16 protein-coding genes and 1 pseudogene are annotated in these 24,513 nt (G+C 58.4%); 8 read left to right on the top strand and 9 right to left on the bottom strand.

Annotated features, from left to right (window positions below; translation table 11 throughout):
* Positions 1–11: 11 nt before the first annotated feature.
* The 3 genes from AC1RL4_RS01125 to AC1RL4_RS01135 form a co-directional block, all read right to left on the bottom strand.
* The gene (locus AC1RL4_RS01125) at positions 12–773 is read right to left on the bottom strand and encodes an SDR family oxidoreductase (protein ID WP_461771751.1); all 762 of its coding nucleotides are present in this window, start codon (positions 771–773) and stop codon (positions 12–14) included.
* A gap of 208 nt (positions 774–981) precedes the next feature.
* Positions 982–1,863, bottom strand: coding sequence for an NmrA family NAD(P)-binding protein (locus tag AC1RL4_RS01130; RefSeq protein ID WP_461771750.1), 882 nt, complete (start codon positions 1,861–1,863; stop codon positions 982–984).
* Positions 1,864–1,972: 109 nt separating this feature from the next.
* Positions 1,973–2,614 (bottom strand): HD domain-containing protein, encoded by a 642-nt coding sequence (locus AC1RL4_RS01135; RefSeq protein WP_024777177.1) that lies wholly within the window; start codon positions 2,612–2,614, stop codon positions 1,973–1,975.
* Between the two features lie 103 nt (positions 2,615–2,717).
* Between AC1RL4_RS01135 and AC1RL4_RS01140 the strand changes: the two genes are divergently transcribed.
* The gene (locus AC1RL4_RS01140) at positions 2,718–3,764 is read left to right on the top strand and encodes a GlxA family transcriptional regulator (RefSeq protein WP_429571112.1); all 1,047 of its coding nucleotides are present in this window, start codon (positions 2,718–2,720) and stop codon (positions 3,762–3,764) included.
* 81 nt (positions 3,765–3,845) lie between these two features.
* Here the strand turns inward: AC1RL4_RS01140 and AC1RL4_RS01145 are convergent, their stop codons facing one another.
* Together AC1RL4_RS01145 and AC1RL4_RS01150 are read right to left on the bottom strand one after the other, a co-directional pair.
* On the bottom strand, positions 3,846–4,679 hold the full coding sequence (locus AC1RL4_RS01145) for a DUF2182 domain-containing protein (RefSeq protein WP_008075252.1): 834 nt from the start codon (positions 4,677–4,679) through the stop codon (positions 3,846–3,848).
* Positions 4,676–5,344, bottom strand: a complete 669-nt coding sequence (locus AC1RL4_RS01150; protein WP_461771749.1) for a DUF1326 domain-containing protein — start codon at positions 5,342–5,344, stop codon at positions 4,676–4,678. The genes AC1RL4_RS01145 and AC1RL4_RS01150 overlap by 4 nt, the downstream gene beginning before the upstream one ends.
* 102 nt (positions 5,345–5,446) lie before the next feature.
* On the opposite strand from AC1RL4_RS01150, the gene AC1RL4_RS01155 reads away from it, so the two are divergent.
* Positions 5,447–6,427 carry a GlxA family transcriptional regulator gene (locus AC1RL4_RS01155; protein WP_008075254.1) on the top strand — a complete coding sequence of 327 codons (981 nt, stop codon included), beginning with the start codon at positions 5,447–5,449 and terminating at the stop codon, positions 6,425–6,427.
* 75 nt (positions 6,428–6,502) lie between these two features.
* On the opposite strand, the gene AC1RL4_RS01160 is transcribed toward AC1RL4_RS01155, so the two are convergent.
* On the bottom strand, positions 6,503–7,111 hold the full coding sequence (locus tag AC1RL4_RS01160) for an SCO family protein (protein ID WP_063321045.1): 609 nt from the start codon (positions 7,109–7,111) through the stop codon (positions 6,503–6,505).
* Between the two features lie 171 nt (positions 7,112–7,282).
* On the opposite strand from AC1RL4_RS01160, the gene AC1RL4_RS01165 reads away from it, so the two are divergent.
* Positions 7,283–8,311 (top strand): GlxA family transcriptional regulator, encoded by a 1,029-nt coding sequence (locus AC1RL4_RS01165; protein WP_461771748.1) that lies wholly within the window; start codon positions 7,283–7,285, stop codon positions 8,309–8,311.
* Between the two features lie 271 nt (positions 8,312–8,582).
* On the opposite strand, the gene AC1RL4_RS01170 is transcribed toward AC1RL4_RS01165, so the two are convergent.
* Positions 8,583–9,161 (bottom strand): TetR/AcrR family transcriptional regulator, encoded by a 579-nt coding sequence (locus AC1RL4_RS01170; RefSeq protein ID WP_008075259.1) that lies wholly within the window; start codon positions 9,159–9,161, stop codon positions 8,583–8,585.
* A 172-nt stretch (positions 9,162–9,333) separates the two neighbouring features.
* On the opposite strand from AC1RL4_RS01170, the gene AC1RL4_RS01175 reads away from it, so the two are divergent.
* The 5 genes and pseudogenes from AC1RL4_RS01175 to AC1RL4_RS01195 all read left to right on the top strand — a co-directional run.
* Positions 9,334–9,612, top strand: a complete 279-nt coding sequence (locus AC1RL4_RS01175; RefSeq protein WP_008075261.1) for a LysR family transcriptional regulator — start codon at positions 9,334–9,336, stop codon at positions 9,610–9,612.
* 128 nt (positions 9,613–9,740) lie between these two features.
* The gene (mexE, locus tag AC1RL4_RS01180; protein ID WP_461771747.1) at positions 9,741–10,985 is read left to right on the top strand and encodes a multidrug efflux RND transporter periplasmic adaptor subunit MexE; all 1,245 of its coding nucleotides are present in this window, start codon (positions 9,741–9,743) and stop codon (positions 10,983–10,985) included.
* A gap of 11 nt (positions 10,986–10,996) precedes the next feature.
* On the top strand, positions 10,997–14,188 hold the full coding sequence (locus tag AC1RL4_RS01185) for an efflux RND transporter permease subunit (protein ID WP_461771746.1): 3,192 nt from the start codon (positions 10,997–10,999) through the stop codon (positions 14,186–14,188).
* Complete coding sequence (locus tag AC1RL4_RS01190; protein ID WP_461771745.1) at positions 14,188–15,606, top strand: efflux transporter outer membrane subunit; 1,419 nt, start codon at positions 14,188–14,190, stop codon at positions 15,604–15,606. The genes AC1RL4_RS01185 and AC1RL4_RS01190 overlap by 1 nt, the downstream gene beginning before the upstream one ends.
* Positions 15,607–16,339: 733 nt before the next feature.
* Positions 16,340–16,606 (top strand): annotated as a pseudogene (locus AC1RL4_RS01195) (Arm DNA-binding domain-containing protein); the annotation flags it as partial.
* 235 nt (positions 16,607–16,841) lie between these two features.
* Here the strand turns inward: AC1RL4_RS01195 and AC1RL4_RS01200 are convergent.
* Positions 16,842–18,197 (bottom strand): hypothetical protein, encoded by a 1,356-nt coding sequence (locus AC1RL4_RS01200; protein ID WP_493118916.1) that lies wholly within the window; start codon positions 18,195–18,197, stop codon positions 16,842–16,844.
* Positions 18,194–24,502, bottom strand: a complete 6,309-nt coding sequence (locus AC1RL4_RS01205) for an AAA domain-containing protein (RefSeq protein ID WP_493118918.1) — start codon at positions 24,500–24,502, stop codon at positions 18,194–18,196. Before AC1RL4_RS01205 ends, AC1RL4_RS01200 begins: the two co-directional genes overlap by 4 nt.
* Positions 24,503–24,513 lie beyond the last annotated feature (11 nt).

Below are 24,513 nucleotides of genomic sequence, written 5' to 3' on the forward strand. Positions count from 1 at the left end.
CCGACCCGAGGTCAAGGTTTCGGAAGTGGATGGTCAATGAACATTTGGTTGAGATAGTTCACGACATCGTGTTCGCCCGGGCCTGCGCTATTGCGCAGTTGGCGGCCAGCATCAACGACGACCTCGGTTGTCGCAGTCTCCAGCAACGCCATCGTTTGCTCGATGAAGGGCTCCAGTCGCAAGGCGCGTTCGTCACCGCTTTTATAAACGAGGTCGGTATCAACCCAAGGTGGCGCAATTTCCAGGACGTGCACGCTGGTGTTGCGCAACGCGAAGCGTTGGGAAAGCGAATAAGAGTGGATGGCGGCTTTGGTCGCGGAATAGAGCGCGAACATTGCCATCGGAATAAAAGCAGCCGTGGAGCTATTGTTGATGATGTACGCCAGTGGTTGGCGTTTCAGGTGTTCGATGAACGCGCCACTGATACGTACCGGTGCCAGCAGGTTCGTGTCTACCAGGTAAGTGGATTGTGCATCGTCGAGCGGGCCCGTTACATCGTCGAACGGCATGATGCCGGCGTTATTGATTACGACATTCAATTCCGGGTACTTATGGATGAGATCTGCCGCGACGCTGGCGATCTCCGCCGGGTTACTCACGTCGATTTCTACCGAATCTATACCAGGGTTGGCTTGGGTGATTTCATCCAGCAGTGCCTTGCGGCGGCCGCCGATAATTACCTTGTTTCCTTTACTGTGAAAGGCCTCGGCAAGCCCGCGTCCAATGCCAGAAGTTGCTCCTGTAATAAATATAGTATTGCCACTGATTTTCATTGCAGGTACCTCTGTGGAGAGTTGTGGTTAGCAATTTTTTCGTCGAAAAAACCTTAATGAAAATGTTTACGCTTACCTGATTTAGTTTGGCCGCAGGAAGTGAAATACAGCCGGCAGCCAGTCAGATGACGCCTGCACCCAGTCAATCCAAGAGTTAAAAATGGCGCATGCGAAGACAACAAACACCCAACGCATGCGCCAAAAAAAATCACGACTCAAATGCTTTTTTATTAGCACGAACGAAGTCGCTAACTGTTTGTGGAGGCTGACCCGTTACCTCGCCAATCACTCCATCTTCACCAGCAAAAATTCCGTTCTGGTAGTCGATAGCAACGGCAAGGAAATGCTGGATCAAAAAGTCCGGCAGATTGTAGGTCTCCAAGTGCTTGCTATATTCTTCGATGGTCGATGGGCTGTAGGTGATAGTTCGGCCTACAACGCTGCTGATCTCATCGGCAATTTCTTCGTGGTCCAGTTCGACCGGGCCATAAAGTGGGTAGGTCTTTCCGATATGACCAGAAGGCTGCGTGAGAACGGTGGCGATAAATCGAGCTTGATCTTCAGCGGCAATCGGCGCGTGTCTTCCACCACCATATGGCAGCGTGATCTTGTCTTCTTTAACGATCTGATCAAGGACCCACGGGAAGATCAGCCATTCAGCAAAGAACGTCGGGCGGATATGGACGGTCGGCACACCAGACCAGTCGAAAATGCGCTCGGCAATCCAATGGTCGCGGGCCGCGTGGCTCAATGAGTCTTCACGAGCAGAAATCTGCGACATTTCCACGACGACCTCGACGCCCGCTCGTTTAGCAGCATCTGCAAAGTAGGCAGTCGCCTGGATGTAGCCTGGCCGAACGGGGTAACACAAATAAGCACCTGTGATCCCATCCATCGCCCGGATGATGTCGTCATGCTCCAAGAGATCGCCAACGAATATTTCGGCGCCCTCATTCTTTAGTGCTTCGCTACGTTCGTCTTTTTTGTGAACGAAAGCTCGTACCGCGTGCCCTCCGTTGAGGAGATAACGAATGGTATACACGCCTGTTTTTCCGGTGGCCCCGGTGACGAGATACTTACGTTGCTGCATGATAAATTCTCCGGTGTTGGTGATACGCACGTTGCTCGGCGGAGGACACTGCGTCAGGTCTTATCAAGACTGAAGTGTCGTAGAGCGTTCTGCTGCGCAACGTCGTTTGTCAGCTGTCGAAGGGGGCGTTATCAATCAGGTCGCACACGTTCGGGCAATCGAAACCATGGATGTGGCGACGTCCGACATCAGCGAGCCCGGTGCCGATGGCAGTAAAAGGTTTTTTCCGGGCGACTTCGGCAACTGCCTCGGTAAAGGCGGCCTTCATCCCGATACGAGGGTAGAGTGCGAGGGCATCTTCGATCAGCGAAGGCGTGATCTGCTCAATGTTCAGCCCCATAACGTCGACATGGGCGCCGAGGTAAATGAGGGCAATCTCCGGCTGTTTGCGGTCGGCGATGCCAGCACTCGAGTGAAGCGCGATTGCATCCCACACGAGTTCAGTTTTCGACTTCGAATAACCGTTCTCAAGCAGGAAGCGGCTAGCGGCATCTGCGCCGTCGACTTCAAAGCGTTGGTCGGCAGAGAATTCGTTTGTCAGTCCCAGATCGTGTAAAAGCGCGGCGAGGTAAACCGTCTCGCGGTCGTATTTCAGGCCACGTTGTTGGCCCAGGAATTCGGCAAACCACCATGTCCGGTGCACGTGGTGCAAAAGCGCCTTTGAGTGGACGCGCTCGACGAGGGCAGATGCTTTACGGGCGAGTTCAGAGTCTGGAGCACTGAAGCCACCGATGATGATTGGTGTACTCATGATTGCTTCCTCAGCGTTGAATCGGGTTGAAGTTCAGTCTAGGTATTTTTGCTTGGCGTAATTGACTATTTTCGGTCTTTTTGTGCCAATATGCTTATCTCGTATGTGTGGGGAGATAGCCGTGAGCAAGTCAACGAAAGCAAGCCATCCGCTTATCAGTGCCAAGCAAAAGCGAGTGGTGATTTTGGGGTTGCCTCCAGTGGACTCGCTCGATGTGACCGGCCCAGCTGAGGTGTTTGCCTTTGCTAATCGGTTGCATCGCGGTGACACCGCACCCTATCTACTCGAGCTGGTCTCTGCAGGCGCCAACGAGCACCTGGAGAGCAGCACGGGCATCGCGCTGATGGCACACAAGACGCTTGACCAAGAACGTAGTGACAACGAAGCAATTGACACGTTGATCGTGACGTCGGGCTGGAAAGCTCGGGAGCAGGTGGACGAGTCCGCTATCGATTGGATAAGAACAAAGTCCGAGAGTGTTCGGCGGGTGTGTTCGATCTGTGTCGGGGCGTTCGCTCTGGCTGAGACAGGACTTTTGGATGGTCGCAGGGCAACGACTCATTGGCGTATGGCGCGAAGCCTGGCCGATAGCTACCCCCAGGTGCAGGTCGATCCTAATCCGATCTGGGTCAAGGACGGCAACGTCTACACGTCAGCCGGTATTTCCGCCGGCATCGATCTTGCGCTTGCGTTGGTCAGCGAAGATTTGGGCGATGAAGTGGCTATGGAGATCGCGAAAAATCTTGTCCTCTTTCTGCGGCGTCCTGGCGGGCAGGCGCAGTTCAGCGTTGCTCTTCAATCACAGCATGTTCCTGGTTCCAATCTGGATGAGTTGTGCCTGTGGATTGCGGAACACCTGCACTCGGACCTGACAGTAGAAATACTCGCGGACAAGTTCTCCACCAGCGTCAGGACGTTAATCCGCTTGTTCCAACGAGAGTTGCAGACCACGCCGGCGAAGTATGTCGAGGACGTACGAATAGAAGCTGCCTGTCGCTCGATTGAACTGGGTGGACGGTCTATGGAAGAGGTCGCGCGGCGGAGTGGCTACCACAGCGTGGATGTCCTGAGAAAAGCCTTCGTGCGGCGGATTGGCGTGAGCCCGAAGGAGTATGCACAACGCTTCTCGCCCAATGGCGAGATGGCGTAGTTCGCTGCGATGGGCAAAAGACTAGGGCGGCGGCATAAAATGCCGCCGTCCCCATTACGGAAAACGAATTCACTCCGTAAGTCAGTGCACATGCGGCTTGCAAATGGTGCCTGTCATAGGGTTTTTCAGAAACGGTACTGTGTCGGGTGACAGCGCCATCCAAATCCCCATGGCTCCGAGGAACACGGCGATTGGAATCGCGAGCTTATGCCCACTGGGCAGTACCTTTTCAGCGAACATCAACAGGGTCAGCAATGCCATCCAGATAGGACTCATGACGCCGACAGCGAACATCACCGCCATCATCGCCCAGCAGCAGCCCACACAGACCATGCCGTGTCGCGCGCCCATCAGAACAGCCCCGAAATCGCCCCCTCGCCAATATTGAGCGAAAAAAGACAGCGGCGAACGGCATCCCGTAAGGCAAACATTTTTCAAGGCCGAGACCTGGAAGATTCCCGCGATAATCAAAACAGCGCCAGCCCAATAGGGACCAGCGCTGTACCACGCAAGAAACTCGAGGTTGAGGGCACGAATCGCATAGTCCAGCAGATAGGCCGCCAAACCGTAGCCAATCCAGGCGACGCCATAGCCCGCTATAAAGCAAGCCATGCGCCGCGTTCGTGCAAGTGATTTTCCTCCGCGGGACTTCAGCATGGCGGCAAACGCCGCAATGTAGTTGAGTTCTGACGGCAGCATCATTGCTGTCAACATGACAACCCAACCAATAAGGTAGGCGGGTAAGCCGTGTAGCGGGGTTCCTGGCCCTTCATCCATGTCACCCATGACCACCAGCATTTCGAACCAGGCGGCGAGGCTGAGCGCAACGACAACTATCGTCCAGCCTAAGCCCGCTTGACCCCGCCCGAGCGCAGAAGCTGCGGATCGTGAGGCGGAGAGGACCGATTTCATCATGGTGCGTCCGGTCCGTGCCAGTCGAAGGGGATATGCTTACTCGCTTGGCCGGCCGGGATGTTTTGATCGAACCCAAATGCCTTCCAACGGCCCGCAACGCTTTTGCCCCAAGTCACGGGCGCGTCGGTGGGGCCGACTTCGCTGCCGGGTGGATTGAAGCTCTGCAGCAGTTTGGTCGGATCGGAGGTCGGCCCCTTCATGGCCTGGCCACTCGCTTCGACCTTGTCATCGACGGTCACCCGCCAGTGTTCGAGCGTGCTCTCGATGTCGACTGAAATCTTCGCAAACTCGACACCCCTGAGCTCACGCACGTGCGTTGGTACGAACTGTGTCATCCAGCCGCCGGCCTGGCCGGTGAAAATTGCCGCCAAGGCCGCTCGCTGTGCATCGTCGGCGGCAGAGTCGAGGAATACGCCTGCATCCAGCCAAGCGCCGTCCCAAAGGTTGCCGGTGAAGTTTGCGAGCAGGACCACTTTCAGGCCTGCCATGGGTGTCGGACCGTAGTGACCCTCATTGATTCGGTACGCCCACAGCACTTCGCAATGATTGCCTGTGGGAGGTTGAGCGAACGTGCATGGGCACGGTGAGTTGCACGAACAGACGTCCAGCCATTCACCTGCAATTCGCCACTCTGGAGTTGCGGCTGTTGCTACTTCGTTTGTCATCTCCTACCCCTTTCGTTTGGTGGTGAAACTTTTGACATGATGATTCGCAGGCGTGATAGTGTCTCGTGGCGATATCGACATAAACAGGGTGAATACCGACACATGACCAGACCTCTCACAATTGAAATCGGCATCGTCCTTTTTCCTGGCGTACAGCTTGCGGCCGTGCACGGTTTGATTGATCTATTCGGGGTTGCGGATCGCTTTGCGGCGCAGCACTACAAAGAGGCGGGCGTTTTCCTGCAGGTCAGCCAATGGCAGGTTGAGGGACCCAGTGGCACACCTGTCAGAGTCGGGGAGAAGGCGGGGGAGGCCGGCGGCTCTCCTACAGTGCTATTGATGCCACCTCGCTTGGGTACGCAAGTCTCGTCGCAGGAAGCTGCACCGTTTGTTGACTGGCTCCTCGGCCATCATCGCGCGGGCACAACGTTGTGTTCTGTCTGCGGAGGGGCTTTCCTGTTGGCTGAAACCGGTCTGCTGGCGGGGCGATCGGTCACCACGCACTGGGACCATGCCGACTTGTTTCGGCAAAGGTTTCCCGATGCGCATCTTGATATCGATCGGCTTGTCATTGATGACGGCGATATCATCAGCGCGGGGGGGCTGATGGCGTGGATTGATCTCGGTTTGAAGTTGGTCGACCGTTTTCTAGGGCCGGTCATCATGGCGGAAACCGCACATTATTTGCTGGTAGATCCGCCCGGCCGAGAGCAGCGCTACTACAGTGCTTTTTCTCCAAACCTGACTCATGGCGACGCCCCGGTTCTGAAAGTCCAGCATTGGCTACAGGCGACGGGTGCGAAAGATACGGCCCTTGCGTCGCTGGTTCTGCGCTCCGGCCTGGAAGAAAGAACGTTTTTGCGGCGTTTTCGCAAGGCCACAGGCTTCACCGCCATCGATTATTGTCAGAGGCTGCGAGTTGGCCGTGCCCGTGAGATGCTGCAATTCAGTACGTTGCCGATCGAGGCTATTGCGTGGGAAGTTGGTTACAGCGACCCTGGCGCGTTCCGCAAAATTTTCATCAGGGTTACTGGGTTGACCCCGGGCGAATACAGGCAGCGGTTTAGCGTCAATCGAATCTAACTTGAGCTCAATGCCTTAGACCTAAGTGCTTGGTCGGTATGTCATTCATCAATTTCGAAGGGAGCGCACTGGAGATCATTCGCAGATCTCCATAAGGTTCAGCAAATCTTCCGCGCACTCTTGCGCAGAAAGCGATTGAGACAGGCCGAGGCGCAGCGTTCCCCTGTAGTCATAAACATAGCTCGTGGTTGAGTGAGACAGTGTGTACGTCGATCCGCTGGGAATTTTCTCGTAGGCCACATTGAACTCTTTCGCGGTGGCGGCCGTTTCCTTCGGCGTGCCGTAAAGGGCAACAAATGACGGATCAAAGGATTTGACGTAGGCATCCAATATCGCTGGGGTATCCCGTTCGGGGTCTAAGGTGACAAATATGACCTGAAAACGCTCGCCGTCTTTGCCCATCATTTTTTTGATTTCTACCGCGCGAGCCAAGGCAGTGGGGACGATCGAAGGGGATTTGGTAAAGCCAAATATCACCATTGGCATCATGCCGCGAAAGCTTGAGAGCGACGTCTCATAGCCGTCGGTATCCGTTAACTTGAATGTGCGCCCAAGTATCTGATCACTCAGATCCTTGCCGTACTTGTACAGCGGCCTACCTCCAGAATCGCAGCCGGCCAGTAGGCTGAGACTCAATACTCCTAAGCCTGCAATAACCTTGCGGCGACTTACCAAAACACTCATTCGTCTAGCCTCGTTCGGTCACTGGCACGGTGTCGAAAAATGCCGCTCACTCGAATTTTGCTCCTTGAAAATGAAGTCGCCAGATGTTTAACGTGTCTTTCAGTTTGGCAATATTAACTATTTACAATGATTTGTGCCAATATGCGCCCATGACAAAGGCGGGAGCGGGCCGTGAAGAAAAAGACCAGTGCAACTCATCCAACTGTAGGTCGGACGCAAAAGCGAGTGGTGATTTTGGCCATGCCGCCCATAGATGCGCTCGACGTGGTTGGACCCGCAGATGTGTTCGCCTTTGCGAATAGTCTGTACGACAGGGAGGCTGCCCCCTACGTACTTGAGTTGGTTTGTTCGGATGCTAATGAACATCTGGAGAACAGCACCGGCTTCAAACTCACAGCGCACAGGACGCTTGCGCAAGAGCGCCTCGAAAACAAAGCAATCGACACGTTGATCGTGGCTGCGGGCTGGGAAGTAATGGGTCAGCTTGATGAGGCGGCTATCACATGGATTGGCTCGCAGTCCGAGACGGTGAGGCGCCTGTGTTCGATAAGTGTAGGTGCGTTCGCACTTGCCGAGGCAGGAGTCCTGGAGGGGCGCAAGGCCACGACGCATTGGCAGATGACGCGCGCGCTGGCTGAGCGCTATCCAAATGTACAGGTTGATCCAGATCTGATCTGGGTCAAAGACGGTAATGTGTACACGTCGGCTGGCACATCCGCCGGGATCGATCTTGCACTGGCATTGGTCAGCGAGGATTTAGGCGATGACGTCGCTTTGGACATTGCGAAAAACCTGCTCCTGTTCTTGCGGCGTCCTGGTGGACAGGCACAGTTCAGTGTCACCAGTCGGTCGCAGGATGTACCCGGTACGAATCTGGGTGAGCTATGCCAGTGGATCAGGGAAAATCTAAATTCGGAACTGTCAGTCGAAGCACTGGCCGGCAGGCTTTCCACAAGCATCAGGACGTTATTACGCATGTTCCAGCAAGAGCTGCAGACTTCGCCGGCAAAGTACGTCGAGGACGTTAGGGTGGAAGCAGCCTGTAGAGAACTTGAGCTTGGAGGGCAGTCGATATCAGAAGTCGCACGTCGCTGTGGTTACCACAGCGTGGATGTCCTAAGGAATGCATTTGTGCGACGTCTTGGGGTTAGCCCAACGGAATACGCACAACGTTTCTCCCGAAATGGCGAGTTGACCTAAGCGTTGTAAATAGTCAGAGCTTTAGGGGCTTGTATCTCTACCAGTTTCCCATTGTCGTTTATGCCAATGGATTCAGCGTCGTCATTGGATTGCTCGGCAGTGCAGTCCAGCAGGTGATACTGCAATCCAGCCCACCCAAGTTGCCGTACCATCTAACTTGATCTGCCGCTAGTCGATCAGACGCCCACGTTTCAGAGGTGTTTCGCGAGAGTCTTCGATCAGGGCTGAGGATGGTTTTAGCTTGTCCCCATATGAAAAAAATTGAATGGCGCTACGCAGCCCGCTCTTTTGGTGCGGGAGCAGTAGGCCAAGCACTGATCACCGACTGCAGAAACTGCTCGGATAACTCAGGCTTGTTCAACGCCCTGGCAATCAGCATAGCCCCTGCGATCGATGACAGGATGCGCAGCGATTCCAGATACTTCTCGTCATGGCTTTCCCCATCGACCAACGCCATCAACGTTTCGATCAAGCGTTCGACGCCTTTGGTGAAGGAAACACTGACGGTCCCACCCGTGCGGGCCACGTCGGCGCCCAGCGCGGGGATAGGGCAGCCCTCGGTCCAGTTATCAAGATGCGCTTGCGTCAAGTAACCCTTGATCAGTTCGGGAATGGATTTGGCGTTTTGCCAGTCCCGGATATTGGACTCGAACGTCCGACTGACGGCCTCTGAGGCTAGTTGTTCCTTGCCGCCCGGAAACTGTCCGTAGAAGCCGCCATGGGTCAGGCCCACGGAGCGCGACAGTTCACCAATACCGATGCCATCGATGCCCTTTTCCCGATACAGCCGGGACGCAGCCGTGAGGATCGCTTCTTTGTTCGCGGCGGCCTGGTCTTTTGTGACTTTCATGAGACTGCTCCTGTGGCCCAGTCGGTTGCACTTGGTAAAAGCGTCGCTGAGAGGCTGGTATTTATTATGATCGTCATATAAGGTCGCTGCAATGGCTTTGCCCGAAACGACGCAAGTCTGGCGGATCCCGAGCCTGTGGCTCAAGTTGAAAATCTCTACGTGGACCGGACTCATGAATCGTAATGATCTGCGCAGTATCGATCTGAACCTGTTAGTGGTGTTCGAGGCGCTCATCCAGGAACGTAATCTCACCCGCGCCGCCAAGCAATTATCCTTGGGCCAGCCTGCGGTCAGCGCGGCGCTGGTGCGTTTGCGCAAGCTGTTCAACGACCCTTTGTTCGAGCGCATCGGTCGCCGGATGGTGCCCACTGAGCGAGCGTTGAATGCTGCGCAGGCGTTGGGGCCGGCGCTGGATTCCGTTTGTACCGTGCTCACCAATACCAAGGTTTAAGCGGGTTTGCCCTTAAACATGATGGTCATCATTATTGGTGATAGCCAACTTCACTCCGTTCAATTCGTCGCGACCTCGCGCGACGCCGAGAATCCGGAAATTCCCAAACCGTCTGGCGGACACTACCTATGGAACAGTCACTCAAACCTTTGCGTTATCCCCTTGCTGCACTGGCGCTGGTAGTGCTTACCGCGTGTGAACGCACACCCAATGCCGCCCAGGCGCCGGGTGCGCCGCTCGTCACCGTGGCCAAGGTGCTGGAGCAGCCCATTACCGAATGGGATGAAGTCACCGCACGCCTGGAAGCACCGGAAACCGTTGAGGTTCGTCCACGGGTTTCCGGCCAGATCGAACGTGTAGCCTTCACCGATGGCGTATTGGTGAAGAAGGGCGATTTGCTATTCCAGATTGATCCACGTCCGTTCGAGCACGAAGTGCATCGTATCGAGGCGCAGCTGCAACAGGCCCGCGCCACGCTGGTCCGTACCGGCAACGAAGCGCAGCGCGGCCAGCGCTTGTTGAGCAGCAACGCGATCTCCGCCGAGCTGGCCGACACCCGCACCACCACAGCCCAGGAAGCCCGGGCCGGGGTCGACGCCATTCAGGCGCAGTTGGACCTGGCGCGGTTGAACCTCAGTTTCACCCGCGTCACCGCACCGATCACTGGCCGGGTCAGCCGGGCGGAAATCACCGCCGGCAATATCGTGACCGCCGACACCACACCGCTGACCAGCGTGGTCTCCACCGACAAGGTCTACGCCTATTTCGATGCGGACGAACGCATGTTCCTCAAATACAGCCTGCTTTCCCGCCAGGGGCAGCGCGGTCAAGCCACTCCGGTGTACATGGGTTTGTCGAACGAGGAGGGCAACAGTCACCTCGGGCAGATGAACTTTGTCGACAACCAGGTCAATCCGAAAACCGGCACCATTCGTGGACGCGCGGTGTTCGATAACGCTGACGGGCAGTACACCCCCGGTCTGTATGCGCGCTTGAAACTGGTAGGCAGCGCCGCCTATCCCGGCCAGCTGATCAAAGATGAAGCGGTGGGCACCGACCTCGGCAAAAAATTCGTGCTGGTGGTCGATCAGGACAACAAGGCTGTTTATCGCAGCGTCGATTTGGGACCGAAACTTGAAGGCTTACGCATCGTGCGCAGCGGTCTGCAAAAAGACGATCGTATCGTCATCAACGGCCTGCAGCGCGTGCGGCCCGGCGCGGTGATCAGTCCTGAGGATGCGCCAATGGCGAGTCCTGAAGTCGTGTCGATCCTTGAGCAAAAACGTCAGGCAATTGAAGCCTCCCATCAGCCGGTTTCCACGCAATCACCTGCACTGGTGAAAGCGGAAGCAGCCGCCGCACCTCGCGGATAAGGAGCACCAACATGAAGTTTTCCCAGTTCTTTATCACGCGACCGATCTTCGCGGCGGTGCTGTCGCTGCTTATCCTGATTGCCGGCGCGATCTCGCTGTTCCAGCTGCCGATCAGCGAATACCCAGAAGTGGTGCCACCCACCGTGGTCGTCCACGCCAACTACCCCGGCGCCAACCCGAAAGTCATTGGTGAAACTGTAGCGGCGCCTCTGGAGCAAGCCATCACCGGCGTCGAGAACATGTTGTACATGTCCTCGCAATCCACGGCGGATGGCCGACTCACCCTCACCGTGACGTTCGCCCTGGGCACTGATCTGGACAACGCCCAAGTTCAGGTGCAGAACCGTGTGACCCGCACCGAACCTAAGCTGCCCGAGGAAGTGACGCGTATCGGCATCACCGTCGACAAGGCGTCTCCCGAGCTGACCTTGTTGGTGCACTTGGTGTCGCCGGACAAACGCTACGACATGCTCTACCTGTCGAACTACGCGATCCTCAACGTCAAGGATGAGCTGTCGCGCCTGGACGGTATTGGCGATGTGAAGATGTTCGGCATCGGCGATTACTCGCTGCGTATCTGGCTCGACCCGAACAAGACCGCTTCGCGCAATCTGACTGCGACCGATGTGGTCAACGCGGTGCGCGAGCAGAACCGTCAGGTCGCCGCCGGGCAGCTGGGTTCGCCGCCTGCGCCAAATGCCACGAGCTTCCAGATGTCGATCAACTCCCAGGGGCGGTTGGTCAGCGAAGAAGAGTTTGAGAACGTCATCGTTCGAGCCGGCCCTAACGGCGAAATCACCCGTCTCAAGGACATTGCCCGGGTCGAGTTGGGTTCCAACCAGTACGCCTTGCGCGCCTTGCTCAATAACGAGGAAGCGGTGGCGATGCCGATCTTCCAGCGTCCGGGGTCCAACGCCATCGACATCTCCAACCAGGTGCGGGCGAAGATGGCCGAACTGAAGAAGAATTTCCCGGAAGGCATGGATTATGAAATCGTCTATGACCCGACGATCTTCGTCCGCAGCTCGATTGAAGCGGTGGTCCATACGCTGTTCGAAGCGTTGATCCTTGTGGTGCTGGTGGTGATTCTGTTCCTGCAAACCTGGCGCGCCTCGATCATTCCGCTGGTCGCGGTGCCGGTGTCGCTGATCGGTACGTTTGCCGTGATGCACCTGTTCGGGTTCTCGTTAAATGCGCTGTCGCTGTTCGGTCTGGTCCTGGCAATCGGGATCGTAGTCGACGATGCGATCGTGGTGGTGGAGAACGTCGAACGAAACATCGAGTCAGGTCTTGAACCGGTCGAGGCGACCAAAAAAGCCATGGGCGAGGTCACCGGGCCGATCATCGCTACGGCGCTGGTGTTGTGTGCGGTGTTCGTCCCCGCAGCCTTTATTTCGGGTCTGACCGGGCAGTTTTACAAGCAGTTCGCCCTGACCATTGCCATCTCCACCGTGATCTCGGCGTTTAATTCCCTGACCTTGTCGCCGGCATTGGCCGCAGTGTTGCTCAAGGCACACGGAGCGCCGAAAGACCGCTTCTCCAAAGTGCTGGATCGTCTGCTCGGTGGCTGGCTGTTCAAACCCTTCAACCGCTTCTTCGACAAGGCCAGCCATGGCTACGTGATTGCCGTGGCCAAGGTCATTCGGGGCAGCAGCGTGGCCTTGCTGGTCTATGCCGGCCTGATCGCAATGACGTACGTGGGCTTCAGCACCACGCCAACCGGCTTCGTGCCGACCCAGGACAAAAAGTACCTGGTGACCTTTGCGCAATTGCCGGACGCGGCGAGCCTTGATCGCACCGAGTCGGTGATCCGCCGCATGAGCACCATCGCCATGAACGAGCCGGGTTTCGACAGCGCCGTAGCGTTCCCGGGCCTGTCGATCAACGGCTTCACCAACAGCCCGAACGCCGGCATCGCTTTCATCGGCTTGCGGCCCTTCGACGAGCGCAAAGACCCGAGCCTGTCCGCCGGGGCGATTTCCGCCTCGCTCAACGCCAAGTTCGGTGGCATCCAGGACGCCTACATCGCGGTGTTCCCGCCGCCGCCGGTGCAAGGCTTAGGCACCATCGGTGGGTTCCGCCTGCAGATCGAGGACCGGGGCAACCTGGGTTACGAAGAGCTGTACAAAGAGACCATGAACATCATCGGCAAGAGCCGCAGTGTTCCGGAGCTGGCCAATTTGTTCACCAGCTACACCGTCAACGTGCCGCAGGTGGACGCTGCGATTGATCGGGAAAAAGCCAAGATCCATGGCGTGGCGATCAACGACATCTTCGACACGTTGCAGGTGTACCTGGGCTCGCTGTATGCCAACGACTTCAACCGCTTCGGCCGGACTTATCAGGTCAACGTGCAGGCCGAACAGCAGTTCCGTCAGGAGCCGGAACAGATCGGTCAGTTGAAAGTACGCAACAACAAAGGCGAGATGATTCCGCTAGCCACGTTCGTCAAGGTCAGCCCGACCTCCGGACCTGACCGCGTCTCGCACTACAACGGCTTCGTCACCGCGGAAATCAACGGCAGCGCCGCGCCGGGCTACAGCTCCGGCCAGGCCCAGGCAGCGATAGAAAAGTTGCTCAAAGAAGAACTGCCCAACGGCATGACCTACGAATGGACCGACCTGACCTACCAACAGATTCTGTCCGGCAACACCGCGCTGTTGGTGTTCCCGCTTTGCGTGCTGTTGGCGTTCCTGGTCCTCGCGGCGCTGTACGAGAGCTGGAGCCTGCCATTGGCGGTGATCCTGATTGTGCCGATGACCCTGCTGTCGGCGATTGCCGGGGTGATCATTTCCAAGGGCGACAACAACATCTTTACCCAGATCGGCCTGATCGTGCTGGTGGGCCTGGCGTGCAAGAACGCGATCCTGATCGTCGAATTCGCCAAGGACAAACAGGAGCAGGGCATGTCGCCGCTGGATGCCGTGCTGGACGCTTGCCGCATGCGCTTGCGGCCGATTCTGATGACGTCCTTCGCGTTCATCATGGGCGTGATTCCGCTGGTGACTTCCACCGGTGCCGGTTCAGAAATGCGCCGGGCGATGGGGGTTGCGGTGTTCTCCGGGATGCTCGGTGTGACCTTCTTCGGCTTGCTGCTGACGCCGGTGTTCTTCGTGCTGATTCGTCGCGCCATCGAGCGCAAAAACGCGCGTAAAGCGGCTCGTGTTAACCCAATCCATTCGCTGAATTCGGAGGCTCACTGATGAACGCTTTCAAGCTGTTTTTACCCAGCCTTCTGGTTGTTGCGTTGGCCGCCTGTACCGTGGGCCCCGACTACAAAACACCTGACACCGCGCCGGCCACTGTCGTGTCGGTCCAGGGCGGGCACTACGATCAGTCGCGGTTTGAAACGGTGTGGTGGCAGCAGTTCGATGACCCCACGCTCAACCAGTTGGTGAGCAAATCCCTGGAAGGCAACCGCGATCTGCGCGTCGCCTTTGCCCGCTGGAAAGCGGCCCGGGCGATTCGGGATGACGTCAGCAACGACAATTTGCCGGTCGTCACCAGCCGCGTTAGCAGCCAGCAGGGCAAGGGACAAGTGCCCGGCCAGACCGAGAGCCGCGTCAATCAGGAACGCTACGACCTAGGCCTGGACATGGCCTGGGAGGTCGACTTGTTTGGGCGGATTCAGCGTCAACTGGAATCCAGCGATGCTCAGGAAGACGCCGCCGCAGCGGACTTGTATCAACTGCGGGTGACCATGATTGCCGAACTGGTGGACGCCTATGGCCAACTACGGGGCGCGCAACTGCGGGAAAAAATCGCCCTGGCCAACTTGAAGAATCAGCAGGACTCGCGCGCCGTGACGGTCAGCTTACGGGACGCCGGTGTGGGCAATGAACTCGATGTGGTGCGTGCCGATGCACGTCTGGCGGCGGTCGAGGCCACGGTGCCGCAACTGCAAGCGGAGCAGGTGCGGCAGAAAAACCGCATCGCCACGCTGTTGGGGGAGCGCCCGAATACCTTGAGCGTGTCGTTGAGTTCCGCCAAGTTGCCGGCCATTGCCAAAGCGCTGCCGATCGGTGATCCCGCCGAACTGCTGCGCCGGCGCCCCGATGTGCTCGCCGCCGAACGCCGGCTGGCGTCCGCTACGGCGGATATCGGCGTGGCCACCGCGGATTTGTTTCCGAGAGTGAGTCTGAGCGGCTTCCTCGGCTTCACCGCCGGTCGAGGTTCACAGATTGGCTCCAGCGCCGCCCGGGCCTGGAGCTTGGGCCCGAGCATTACTTGGGCGGCGTTTGACCTGGGCAGCGTGCGGGCGCGCATCCGGGGGGCCGACGCCAATGCCGAAGGCGCCCTGGCCACTTATGAACAGCAAGTGTTGCTGGCGCTGGAAGAGTCGGAAAACGCCTTCAGCGACTATGGCAAGCGTCAGCAACGGCTGTTGTCGCTGATCAGGCAAAGCGAGTCGAGCCGTGCCGCCGCCGACCTCGCCGCCATCCAGTACAAGGAAGGGACGGTGGATTATCTGGTGTTGCTGGATGCGCAGCGCGAGCGGCTCAACGCCGAAGATGCCCAAGCCTTGGGTGAAACAGATCAGTACCGTGGAATCGTCGCGATCTATAAAGCCTTGGGAGGTGGCTGGGACAGCAGTGCTGGCAAGGTAGGGGGGATCAATTGACCGATCGCCAGCAGGCCTCAGCGCAGACTCCACTATACCCCATCCATCGCCAGGCCGTCCCCTGCGTTTACCGAACCGCGTCCTGGCCTTTGTTGTCGTAGCCCGGTCTGCCAGTCGCGCTTGTGTGGGTTCTATCCGAGCGGCCATCGATCCCGAGCGGGAGAGGGCTGGAGAGTATCTGCTCATGGTCTACCAGTCAGAAGAGTTGCCTGCGGTGGCCGATATTCGTCGGTTGTGAGTTGACTTGCGAGCGGGGGAGGTTGGGACGTCTTTTCGGAGGGGACTCATGCCCTGTTGATCCTGTGAAAATGACACCGCCAGCTTGATGATCGTTCGTCCATTGGCTATGGGTAGATTCCAATAGCCTTGCTTAGAATTACCCCTTTTTTCGCTCTTGAAACACCCCAAAAACAAGTCCAGTATTGAGTCTTTTCCTGCTTCGGAAAGAAAAGAAACCCCTTAGATTTCAATAGGTCGGACGCCAGATGCGAGTCTCGTTTCCCGCTCCAATTATTTTTCTATAGACTTCCATTGAAGTATGTAGAAACCCAAAAAAGAGGCTTCGGCCTCTTTTTTTGTTCCAGTAAAGTCCATTCTGATACATCAATAGCCACAATTTTTCAGTACATTATTTAGTACATCAAATCGACGCTTGCTAAATCAGTTTTTAGAGCTGCTTGGCCCTCTGAAAACCGTACAACACTCCTTCATTCTTATGAGTGGAGTTAGTACGATGGTCCTTACCATTACGGCGGTCCGACACGCCAAGCCTCGCACCAAAAACTACACCCTTCCTGATTTTGATGGTCTCGCGCTTTTTGTGAATACGAACGGCACCAAGAGCTCGCACTTCCGCTTTTCTTGGGCGGGCAAGCAGCCTCGTATTTCGCTCGGCACCTATCCTGAAATTGGTTTACGCGATGCTCGCGTTCTGCGTGATGTTGCCAGGGCGCTGATCGCGAAGGGAATCGATCCTCGCGACCAGCGACGTCTTGAGCGCAATGCCAAACCGTTGCCCCCGCTAAGTACCCCTGAGCGTTGTTTTAGCGTCGATGCGATGCAAGTCCCCAGTCCATCGATCACTTGCGGTTGGTGTGGCCGGAACTGAGCACGCCGTTCATTCCAAGCTGGCTCGCTTTCTCACTGTTTTGTGCCGCCATAGCGGCGCAGTTCTGAGTCCTTGGCGGCAGAGCAGGTTGGCAATAGCTTGTGGTGGGATGAGAGTGAGTGATTCGCTAATGAAGTGTCTTTTGCTGATCAGCGATTGTTTCTACGCCCGGCTCGGAAATATTCGTTTCTTTAAGTGGGACTTCACCTACCGAAAGCGCACGCTCGATGAGTAACTCGCTGCCCTTGTCTTTCAATAAGGCTTGCAGCCGTTGGAATTCGCCGCACCAGATGGTTTCAATGTCGCGATCCCGCGTTTTGTCGCGATCGCTGCTGAGGGCTATGGCGCGAACCTGCAGACGGCCATTGTCGGCTTTGCCACCCACTTCCACTCCGTAGCCGGGGGTAGCGGCTTTGCGCAGCACGACCTTGCCGTTTTCTGCCCAGGCAGTCGCCATGCCTTCACGCACTTCGTAGCCGAGGCTGGCCAAGCCGTCGAGCACGGCTTCGCGGCGGGCGAGGGCGGCCTGATCCTGCAAGTGGGAAGCGATAAGCGTTTTGCACTGCTCGATCAGTCCGGTCGTTACCGAGAGCTCGGTGTCGGTTGTACAAGCGTCAATATGACCGAGCAAGGTCGCGTGTTCGATGCCTGTGTAGGTTTTGACTTCGCTGGCCAGATCCTGCAGTTGTTCGAGACACTCGCGTTGGCGTCGAAAGTTTCGGGTGGACGCGGCGAGGTCGAGTACTAGGCTGTCGAGCAGCAGGTTACGCCGCTTGGCATCGGTTTCCGTTTCAGCTCTTTCCAGTGCCAGGAGGAACGGCGCGGCACGCTCAGCGCCTTGCAGCAGTTGCAGCTCCACTATGTGGCGGTCAATGCGTAGCAGCCGTACGTCGCGCGTTGCATCCAGTTCCCGGGCCGCAATCCATTCGCGCAGGGAAACCTCGGGTTCGTCGACCTTGAGTTGCTGCGCCAGGGCGCGTTGGGTATCGCTCAGGGTTGGCTTCTCGCTTGCCTTGCTCAAGTGGGCGAAACCGTCGGCCAGCAGGCATTCGGCATCTTCCCGACTGGCACCGCTGGCCAATCGTGAGAGGGACTTCAACAAGGCTTGATCGACGCTTTCGGGGTTGGCTTGCAAAGCGTCAAGCAGGGTTTCTGCATTTTCCTGGACGCGTCGGTCGCGTTGGCGTCGCTCGGCGGCACGAATGATCGCGCGTTCTTCGCGGTCCTCCAAGTCACGGCGCAGGTGCTCGATCTCCACTGGTACGGCCTTCTGCAGTTCCGCCAATCGGTCTTCTGCCAGCAGAGCGCGAAGGCGAGCGTGTCGCTCCAGGGAGGCGGAGCGCTCCTGTTCACTGAGCTCACCAAGCCTTGTGGCCTGTGTTTGCCAGCGACCCACGGCGCGCTCCAGGCGTTGCAGGTGGCCTTCACAAATGGCGATGATTTCTTCGCGGGTAACAATGCGAACGACCTTGGGACCACTCATTGGCAGATTTCCGTATCAACTGAAGTAGGGCTGGGTTGCAGCGTCTGCTCGATCTGCATGGCGTGTTCGATTGCTTCACGCAGTCGTGAGCGTTCGCTGTCGCCGCTGTGATACCAGGCTTGCGATGACACACGATGGATGTGCGGGATGGCGCGGTGCAGCACGGACGGGCGCCAAATTTCCCGGGCGCGGGCACGTTCCAGCAGATTGTGGCAAGGCGCATCGCACTCGATGCCGATTGCATACAAGCCCGTGCCTAGATTCTCGATGGCGAAATCGAGACCGAAAGCGTCGCCTTCACTGGCGGGAGCGGCCTGCCATCCCAGGGAGTGAATGAATTCACCGACCAGCCTGACAAAGCCATCACGTTGCTGACTTTGCTCACGATGCTGGCTGCTGCGGTCGGTCTGCAGGCGCTCCAGCAACTTGGTGCTGTTGCTGAACTCGCCCGAGGAGAGCGCGCGAGCATATTCCAGATAGCCTTGCAGATAATCTCGCGGGCTGTTGGGGGGGCGGTGCGTGTTGAGCATGTCGGAGATATCGGCGATCGGCATCGACGTGATCATCACCACCTTGCGCCGCGCGCGGGTCACCGCCACGTTCAGGCGTCGTTCGCCACCTGTCTGCCCCAGTACGCCGAAGCTTCGGCGGAATGTGCCTTGGCTGTTGCGCCCGAAGGTGGAGGAGAAGACGATGATGTCGCGTTCATCCCCCTGCACGTTCTCCACGTTCTTGACAAACATCGACATGTCCTCGCCGTCTTCGCTGCGCTCGCGCTCCTGGGCGTAGGCGGCGCGGAACAGTTCATCCTGCTCTGCACGCTGCTCCAAGTGCTCCTCGATGAGGTCGGCCTGCTTGCGGTTGAAGGTGACGACACCCACCGAGGGGCGCTGGTCGTAGGGCTTCTGCCACAATTCACCCAGGTACTCGACGACCCGTTCGGCTTCCTGGGCGTTACTCTGGTTCTGATACAGCCCAGCGACCTGGATCAGCTCCAGCGGCTTAATGCGCTGGATGCTCGCCTGCGGGTGACGGACTGGAACGTTTAGGCGATTGCCATAGAACGAGGCGTTGGAAAAACCTATCAGTTCCCGGTAGGCCGAACGGTAGTGGATCTGCAATGTGGTGCTGGGCAGGACGTTGCGCGCCAGTTGCAGCAGGTCGGGGCAATCTTTGATCTCGCGACGGTTCCAAGTGTCTTCGAACGCTTCACGCTGTTCCTCATCCGCGTCTTCGTCAGGTTCGTCGCCGTCGAACACTTCGGCTTCGTCGCTTTCGATGCGACTGGAAAAGAATGCCGTCGGCGGCATTTGCTTCTCATCGCCGCTGACAACAGTGACTTGGCCGCGGAACAGGGTCGGCAGGGCGAACTCAACCGGCATCTGTGAGGCTTCGTCGTAGATGACAGTATCGAACAGACCTGCCTTGAGCGGCAGCACACGGCTGGCGACGTCCGGGTTCATCAACCACACCGGGCGTAGGCTCATCAGGCCTAAGTTACTGCCCAGTTCAATGAATTCGCGCAGGCGCCGCGAGCGTTTGCCAGTCAGGCGGGTGACATCCTCCCATTGCTTGCGATTACCTAGGTGATCGAGGTTGATGGCTTTGGCCAGCAGCTCGCGATTGAGCAGCCGCATTTGCGCATCGGCTTGCGCGAGGCTGGCGACTTTGGCGCGGGCTTCGTCCTGGCTGAACAGCAGTTCAGGATTGGTTTGCTCGACGCGGTGTTTCCAACCCAGTCGAGCTTCGCGGTTAAGCAGGCGCCGCACTGCGGCTTCAAGCTGCTCGGGCGCAATGTTGTCCAACTCTCCCTGGCGTTGGCGCAGCAATGCGAGCAGCTCCATGTCGACTGCTGTCAACTGACCAACGCGCCCGCGGAATGTCTGGTAGGCGGCCAGAAAGGGCAGCGCTTCATGCAGCCGATCAAGAGATAGTTGATTGCTCAGATTGTGCTCGATCGCGTGCTGCAGCTGCTGCACCAGTTCTTCGCCCAGCCAGTCGCCGAGTATCTTGAGTTGCTCGAGGCTGGATTGGCGAACGCCATGGCGCATTAGCGAAGCATCGAGATCGCTGAGCAGCGCCTCGAGATGTTGTTTGTCGCCGGCGAGGGCGGCCTCGTCGGCCTGCCGGGCGCGAGGCGATTGCGCCAACGCCATGGCCAGCGCCTGGATTTCCAGCAGGTGACGGATGTCGCTCTTCACGAAGCTGATCAATTCCAGGCGGGCTTGCCGACTCACAGCTTCTAGTTCCAACGCCAGGTGCAGGGTGCTCAGCTCGGCGCGCAATGGTCGCCACTGGCTTTCAAGGCGGATGGCTGCCTGTAGGGTTGGTAGCGCTTCACTAACACGGCTTTCCCCCTGGTCCTGAAGGAAGTTGCGCAGTCGCTTGCGCCGCAGCAGATGCAGCGGATTGATGTTCGCCAACCAGGACCGGGCAGCCATAACCTTGGTACAGTCTTGATCCAGATGCCTGAGGGCCTTGTTTTCGAGCAGGCAGAGGGCCGGTGACAAGGCGGGGGCGTAGTGGTCCTGATCCAGTTGGCCGAGTTGCTGGTCCAGTTGCTGTAGTTCGCCGAGAATCGACTCTCCCCGTGGGGATTGGCCCGCTTCGGGGCTGCGGAAAAGCGGTAGCCACCGCGCAAGGCGCAGACGTTGCTCTTGCTTCAGGTCGAGCAGGGCAGCGACATGGGCCGCTATCCAGTTACGGTACGGCGCCGGGTCGTCGATTTCGAAGCTGGCAGGGTGTGCTTGCAGCGTGGCCTGACGGTTGTGTTCGGCTTGGGTGAAACTGTGCAGATTGTCGGTGAAAGCCTGCAAAGTCGCCCGGTCGGCGGCGAACGACTGCAACTGGGCCAATGGACTGCCTTCGTAGCGTGCGGGCAACCACAGGCGAATCAGAGGGGCGCAGCTTTCCTCCAAACGGGTCAGGCTAGCGAGGTCCAGGGAGGCCAGGCGTTGGCGCAGGGCCGGAAACTCGAGCGGGGCCGGGCCGGATTCCAATTCAATCAACTCGCCGAGCAGCCTGCGATAACTGAGGCCGGTATTTTCATCCAGGCGATGCAGGCTCTGGTGGAAGCGGTCGAGTTCGCCCTCCAGGGCCTCGATGCGGGCCGCGACCTGTTCGCGCTGGCGCTGCCAGCCCTGCGCCTGGCTGCCGTTCGTGAACAGGCTTTCCAGCTGTTCGCGAATACCGCGGATGACGGGCTCGCGGTCTCGGTTCACGTCATTGAGCATGACGATGCGTTGGCCGAGGCCTTCGGCGACCAGGCGTTTGTACACGACCTCCAGCGCCGCATGCTTCTGACAGACGATGAGCAAGCTGCGCTGGCGGCCGATGGCGTCCGCGACCATGTTCACGATGGTCTGGCTCTTGCCGGTTCCGGGCGGCCCCTCGACCAGCAGTCCCGGGCTTTGTCGGGCTTGGATCACGGCCGCTTCCTGGGAGGGGTCGCTGGCCACAGTGAAGTAGCGTTGCAGCTCGCCTGGAGGTGCCCCGTGCGTGGTTTCGTCGGCGGTCTTGAGGCGCAACGCCGTTTCCAGGCCGGTACCGGCGGGAGACAGGGTTTTCAGTTGACGCAAGTCTTCGCCGATGGCTTGCCCCATGAAGGTCACGTGAAACAGCACCGCCGCGCAGTCCAGTTCGTCTTGGTAGGGCGCGATCTCCACCGTGCTGGCGGGCAGGTTGCCAAGGGCACGTGAGCGAATGGTGGCGAGCATGCCGAAGGCGTCCATCACATCCGCCGAACGAATTGACGAGCGGCCGAGCAGTTCATCGGCGGTCTTGCGCCAGCGTTTGCAGGTTTCGGCGCCGAGCACGCTTTCCAGCGCGGGGTTGAGCCGCACTTCCTCACGCTCACTGTCAAACGCCAAGGCGGCGTGACCACGAGCACCCAGCTCCAGCAGCAGTTTCACTGGCCACAGTAGGAGCGGGATGATCCGCGTACGCGTGGTGCCGCGAGGGTCGCGATTGAGCAGGAAAGGGAAGCCCAGGTACAGACCGTCGATGCCGGTGTCACGTTTGTACAGCGCGCTTTGACGGTACAGGGCATGCAGGCGCGATTCCAGCTGGCCGTTGAGCTGAAAGCTCTCTGGGTCGAGGTTCACTTCCCGGGCATTACGTTGCAGCAGGTGATCGAGCAACGCCGCGGCCGGACTGCGCTCGCTGTTCAGTTCATTGATGTCGACCCGTGCGGTGGTCTTGCCGATACTCATACGCACCAGTGGCCCGCGCATCACTGCGGTCACTACCTTCTTCTCGAAGAAGTCGAGGATCTGTGAGACGTACTGCTGTTTCTGTGGTTCCAGCCAATGGCTGGACGGAATGGCCAGCAACACCAGCGCCTGGGCCAACGGCATACGTCGCTCCAGTCGGAACTGCTCGGCCCACTCGTCCACTGCCGGCACGCCACAACGGGCAAAGCCTTGGATGCGTTCATCGACACTGCGGTACAGCTCAAGTCGCGAATGCAACAGCAGTTGGGTCGCCGCTTCGGAGTCGAACCAACCGACATCGACAGTCCTGGCCAGCTCGGCGGCGGCCTCTACTATCGAGGCCCCCGAACGGAACTGACTGATCGCCGCGCTGAGCAGCACGATCAGATCTTCTTCGGCGATCACCCGGCGCTCCGACAGTGAGGTCAGTCCCGGATGGTCGGTGTCTGGAAACAGGCGTTGGCGCTCTTTCCATTGCGTGGACAGCTTGGCGCGTGAGGTCGATAGCAGGAATATCCGCAGTTGCTCTTCGACCAACTCGATGTGTTGGTGTAGGGCACGCTGACGCACGTTTTCGGCGCGGGATTTGAGACGCGACAGCCAGTTGTCGGTCTGCAATTGCTCAAGCAGGTCCGGGACCGACCCGCTGATCAGGCGATAGCCTTCCAGTGGGTGCTCCAGTAGCCATCCTGGTGTGACGATGTCACCACGATGAATCAACGGGATTTCCGGATTGAGGATTCTCAGCGCCAGCATCAGACGGAAGTCGTCCTCAATCCCCTCGTGCTGAACGACCTGACGCAAGCCGGCGACCAGAGAAGGGGCGAGACCGACCTGCTCGGCCCACGTCACGATCACACCGCGCAGCAAATGGTCCAGGGCCTGTTGCCAGTTATCCGCCTGCGCTGCCGCCAGGGCGAATACGCCGGGCTTGTGAAAGCGGCGCTCGCCCAGCAGTAGGGTGGCGCCTTCACCACCGTCCGTTTGCTGGACGGAAGAGGCTGGAGCCTCGACCGCAATGCCGTTGAGCCAGCCTTCGACCTGCGGCCATTGCCAGCGTTGATGACGGTCGCGTGCCAGCAGACCTCGCAGCAGCAGGTTCAGACGCGGGTCGAGGTCGTCGGGGATCGGTACTCCGTTGGCCAGCACGTGAATAAGAAATGCATTGGCATTGATGCCGTCGAAACAGGCGCCCTGGGTCAGTTGCTCGAGCAGGATCATGCCCAGGCTCCACCAGTCCGAGGCAGCCGCAACGCCGCCTGCGATGGCTTCGGGCGCCATGTAGCGGCTGGTTTCCAGTGGCGACACGATGTCCAGGTCGAACTCGGACAGGCGTGCCGAGCCGAAGCCGCTGATGACCAGGTCCAGCGGTTCGCGGGAACGTACCAGCAGGCTGGCCGGGCGCAGATCACGATGGCGCAGACCAGCCTCGTTGAAAGCATGCAGCGCCAGGCCCAGTTCGTTGACCACATGGTGCACGCTGTCGCTGTCGCGGATCACACTGCCAAGTTCTGCCAGGGTCCCGCCGGTGAGTTCTTCAATGACCTCATAGGCACGGTCATCCCAACGGCCGGTGGCAATGATTTCGGGTACGTGCTCGCGTGGCAGTCGGCGGATCACATCATAGATCGCCGGGTCCGGTTCGGCGCCGGGTCGATACAGGGTCAGGACCGCCTGCTGTGCGGTTTCCTCGTGCTCGGCGAGGTATCGTTCTCGCACACCGTCGGTGCTGCTGATTTGACGGATCAGGCGCCAACCATCGATCAGGGTCTGGGGGATGCTCTCTGGTTCGCTGCCGTCTGGCTGGGCGTCGTAGGACGTTGCTTGCGCAGGTGAGCTGCCACATTCAAGGCACATCAGGTCGCCATCGACCATCGGGTGACCATTTTCGCAGAGCAGGTCAGGGGCATTCCCCTGGGCCGGACTGACCGGCGGGAGGGGTTCCTCAGTGAAGACGGCTTGCGGCCGCCAGCCGGTGGCATGAATGGGTTCGCCGGCGAGGTCCCAGCCGCAGGGTCGTTCCTGAATGAGCCCTTCGCAGAACATTTCCTGGAGGGCGCGTTCGGTTTTGCAGTTGGGGCAGAAACGTATCATGGGGTGTGCTC

It is taken from the genome of Pseudomonas sp. GW822-FHT07A10 (assembly GCF_058798795.1).

Coding starts and splice junctions, on each gene's coding strand:
- AC1RL4_RS01125 (WP_461771751.1), bottom strand. CDS start 773: ATGAAAATCAGTGGCAATACTATATTTATTACAGGAGCAACTTCTGGC.
- AC1RL4_RS01130 (WP_461771750.1), bottom strand. CDS start 1,863: ATGCAGCAACGTAAGTATCTCGTCACCGGGGCCACCGGAAAAACAGGC.
- AC1RL4_RS01135 (WP_024777177.1), bottom strand. CDS start 2,614: ATGAGTACACCAATCATCATCGGTGGCTTCAGTGCTCCAGACTCTGAA.
- AC1RL4_RS01140 (WP_429571112.1), top strand. CDS start 2,718: ATGTGTGGGGAGATAGCCGTGAGCAAGTCAACGAAAGCAAGCCATCCG.
- AC1RL4_RS01145 (WP_008075252.1), bottom strand. CDS start 4,679: ATGATGAAATCGGTCCTCTCCGCCTCACGATCCGCAGCTTCTGCGCTC.
- AC1RL4_RS01150 (WP_461771749.1), bottom strand. CDS start 5,344: ATGACAAACGAAGTAGCAACAGCCGCAACTCCAGAGTGGCGAATTGCA.
- AC1RL4_RS01155 (WP_008075254.1), top strand. CDS start 5,447: ATGACCAGACCTCTCACAATTGAAATCGGCATCGTCCTTTTTCCTGGC.
- AC1RL4_RS01160 (WP_063321045.1), bottom strand. CDS start 7,111: ATGAGTGTTTTGGTAAGTCGCCGCAAGGTTATTGCAGGCTTAGGAGTA.
- AC1RL4_RS01170 (WP_008075259.1), bottom strand. CDS start 9,161: ATGAAAGTCACAAAAGACCAGGCCGCCGCGAACAAAGAAGCGATCCTC.
- AC1RL4_RS01175 (WP_008075261.1), top strand. CDS start 9,334: ATGAATCGTAATGATCTGCGCAGTATCGATCTGAACCTGTTAGTGGTG.
- mexE (WP_461771747.1), top strand. CDS start 9,741: ATGGAACAGTCACTCAAACCTTTGCGTTATCCCCTTGCTGCACTGGCG.
- AC1RL4_RS01185 (WP_461771746.1), top strand. CDS start 10,997: ATGAAGTTTTCCCAGTTCTTTATCACGCGACCGATCTTCGCGGCGGTG.
- AC1RL4_RS01190 (WP_461771745.1), top strand. CDS start 14,188: ATGAACGCTTTCAAGCTGTTTTTACCCAGCCTTCTGGTTGTTGCGTTG.
- AC1RL4_RS01200 (WP_493118916.1), bottom strand. CDS start 18,197: ATGAGTGGTCCCAAGGTCGTTCGCATTGTTACCCGCGAAGAAATCATC.
- AC1RL4_RS01205 (WP_493118918.1), bottom strand. CDS start 24,502: ATGATACGTTTCTGCCCCAACTGCAAAACCGAACGCGCCCTCCAGGAA.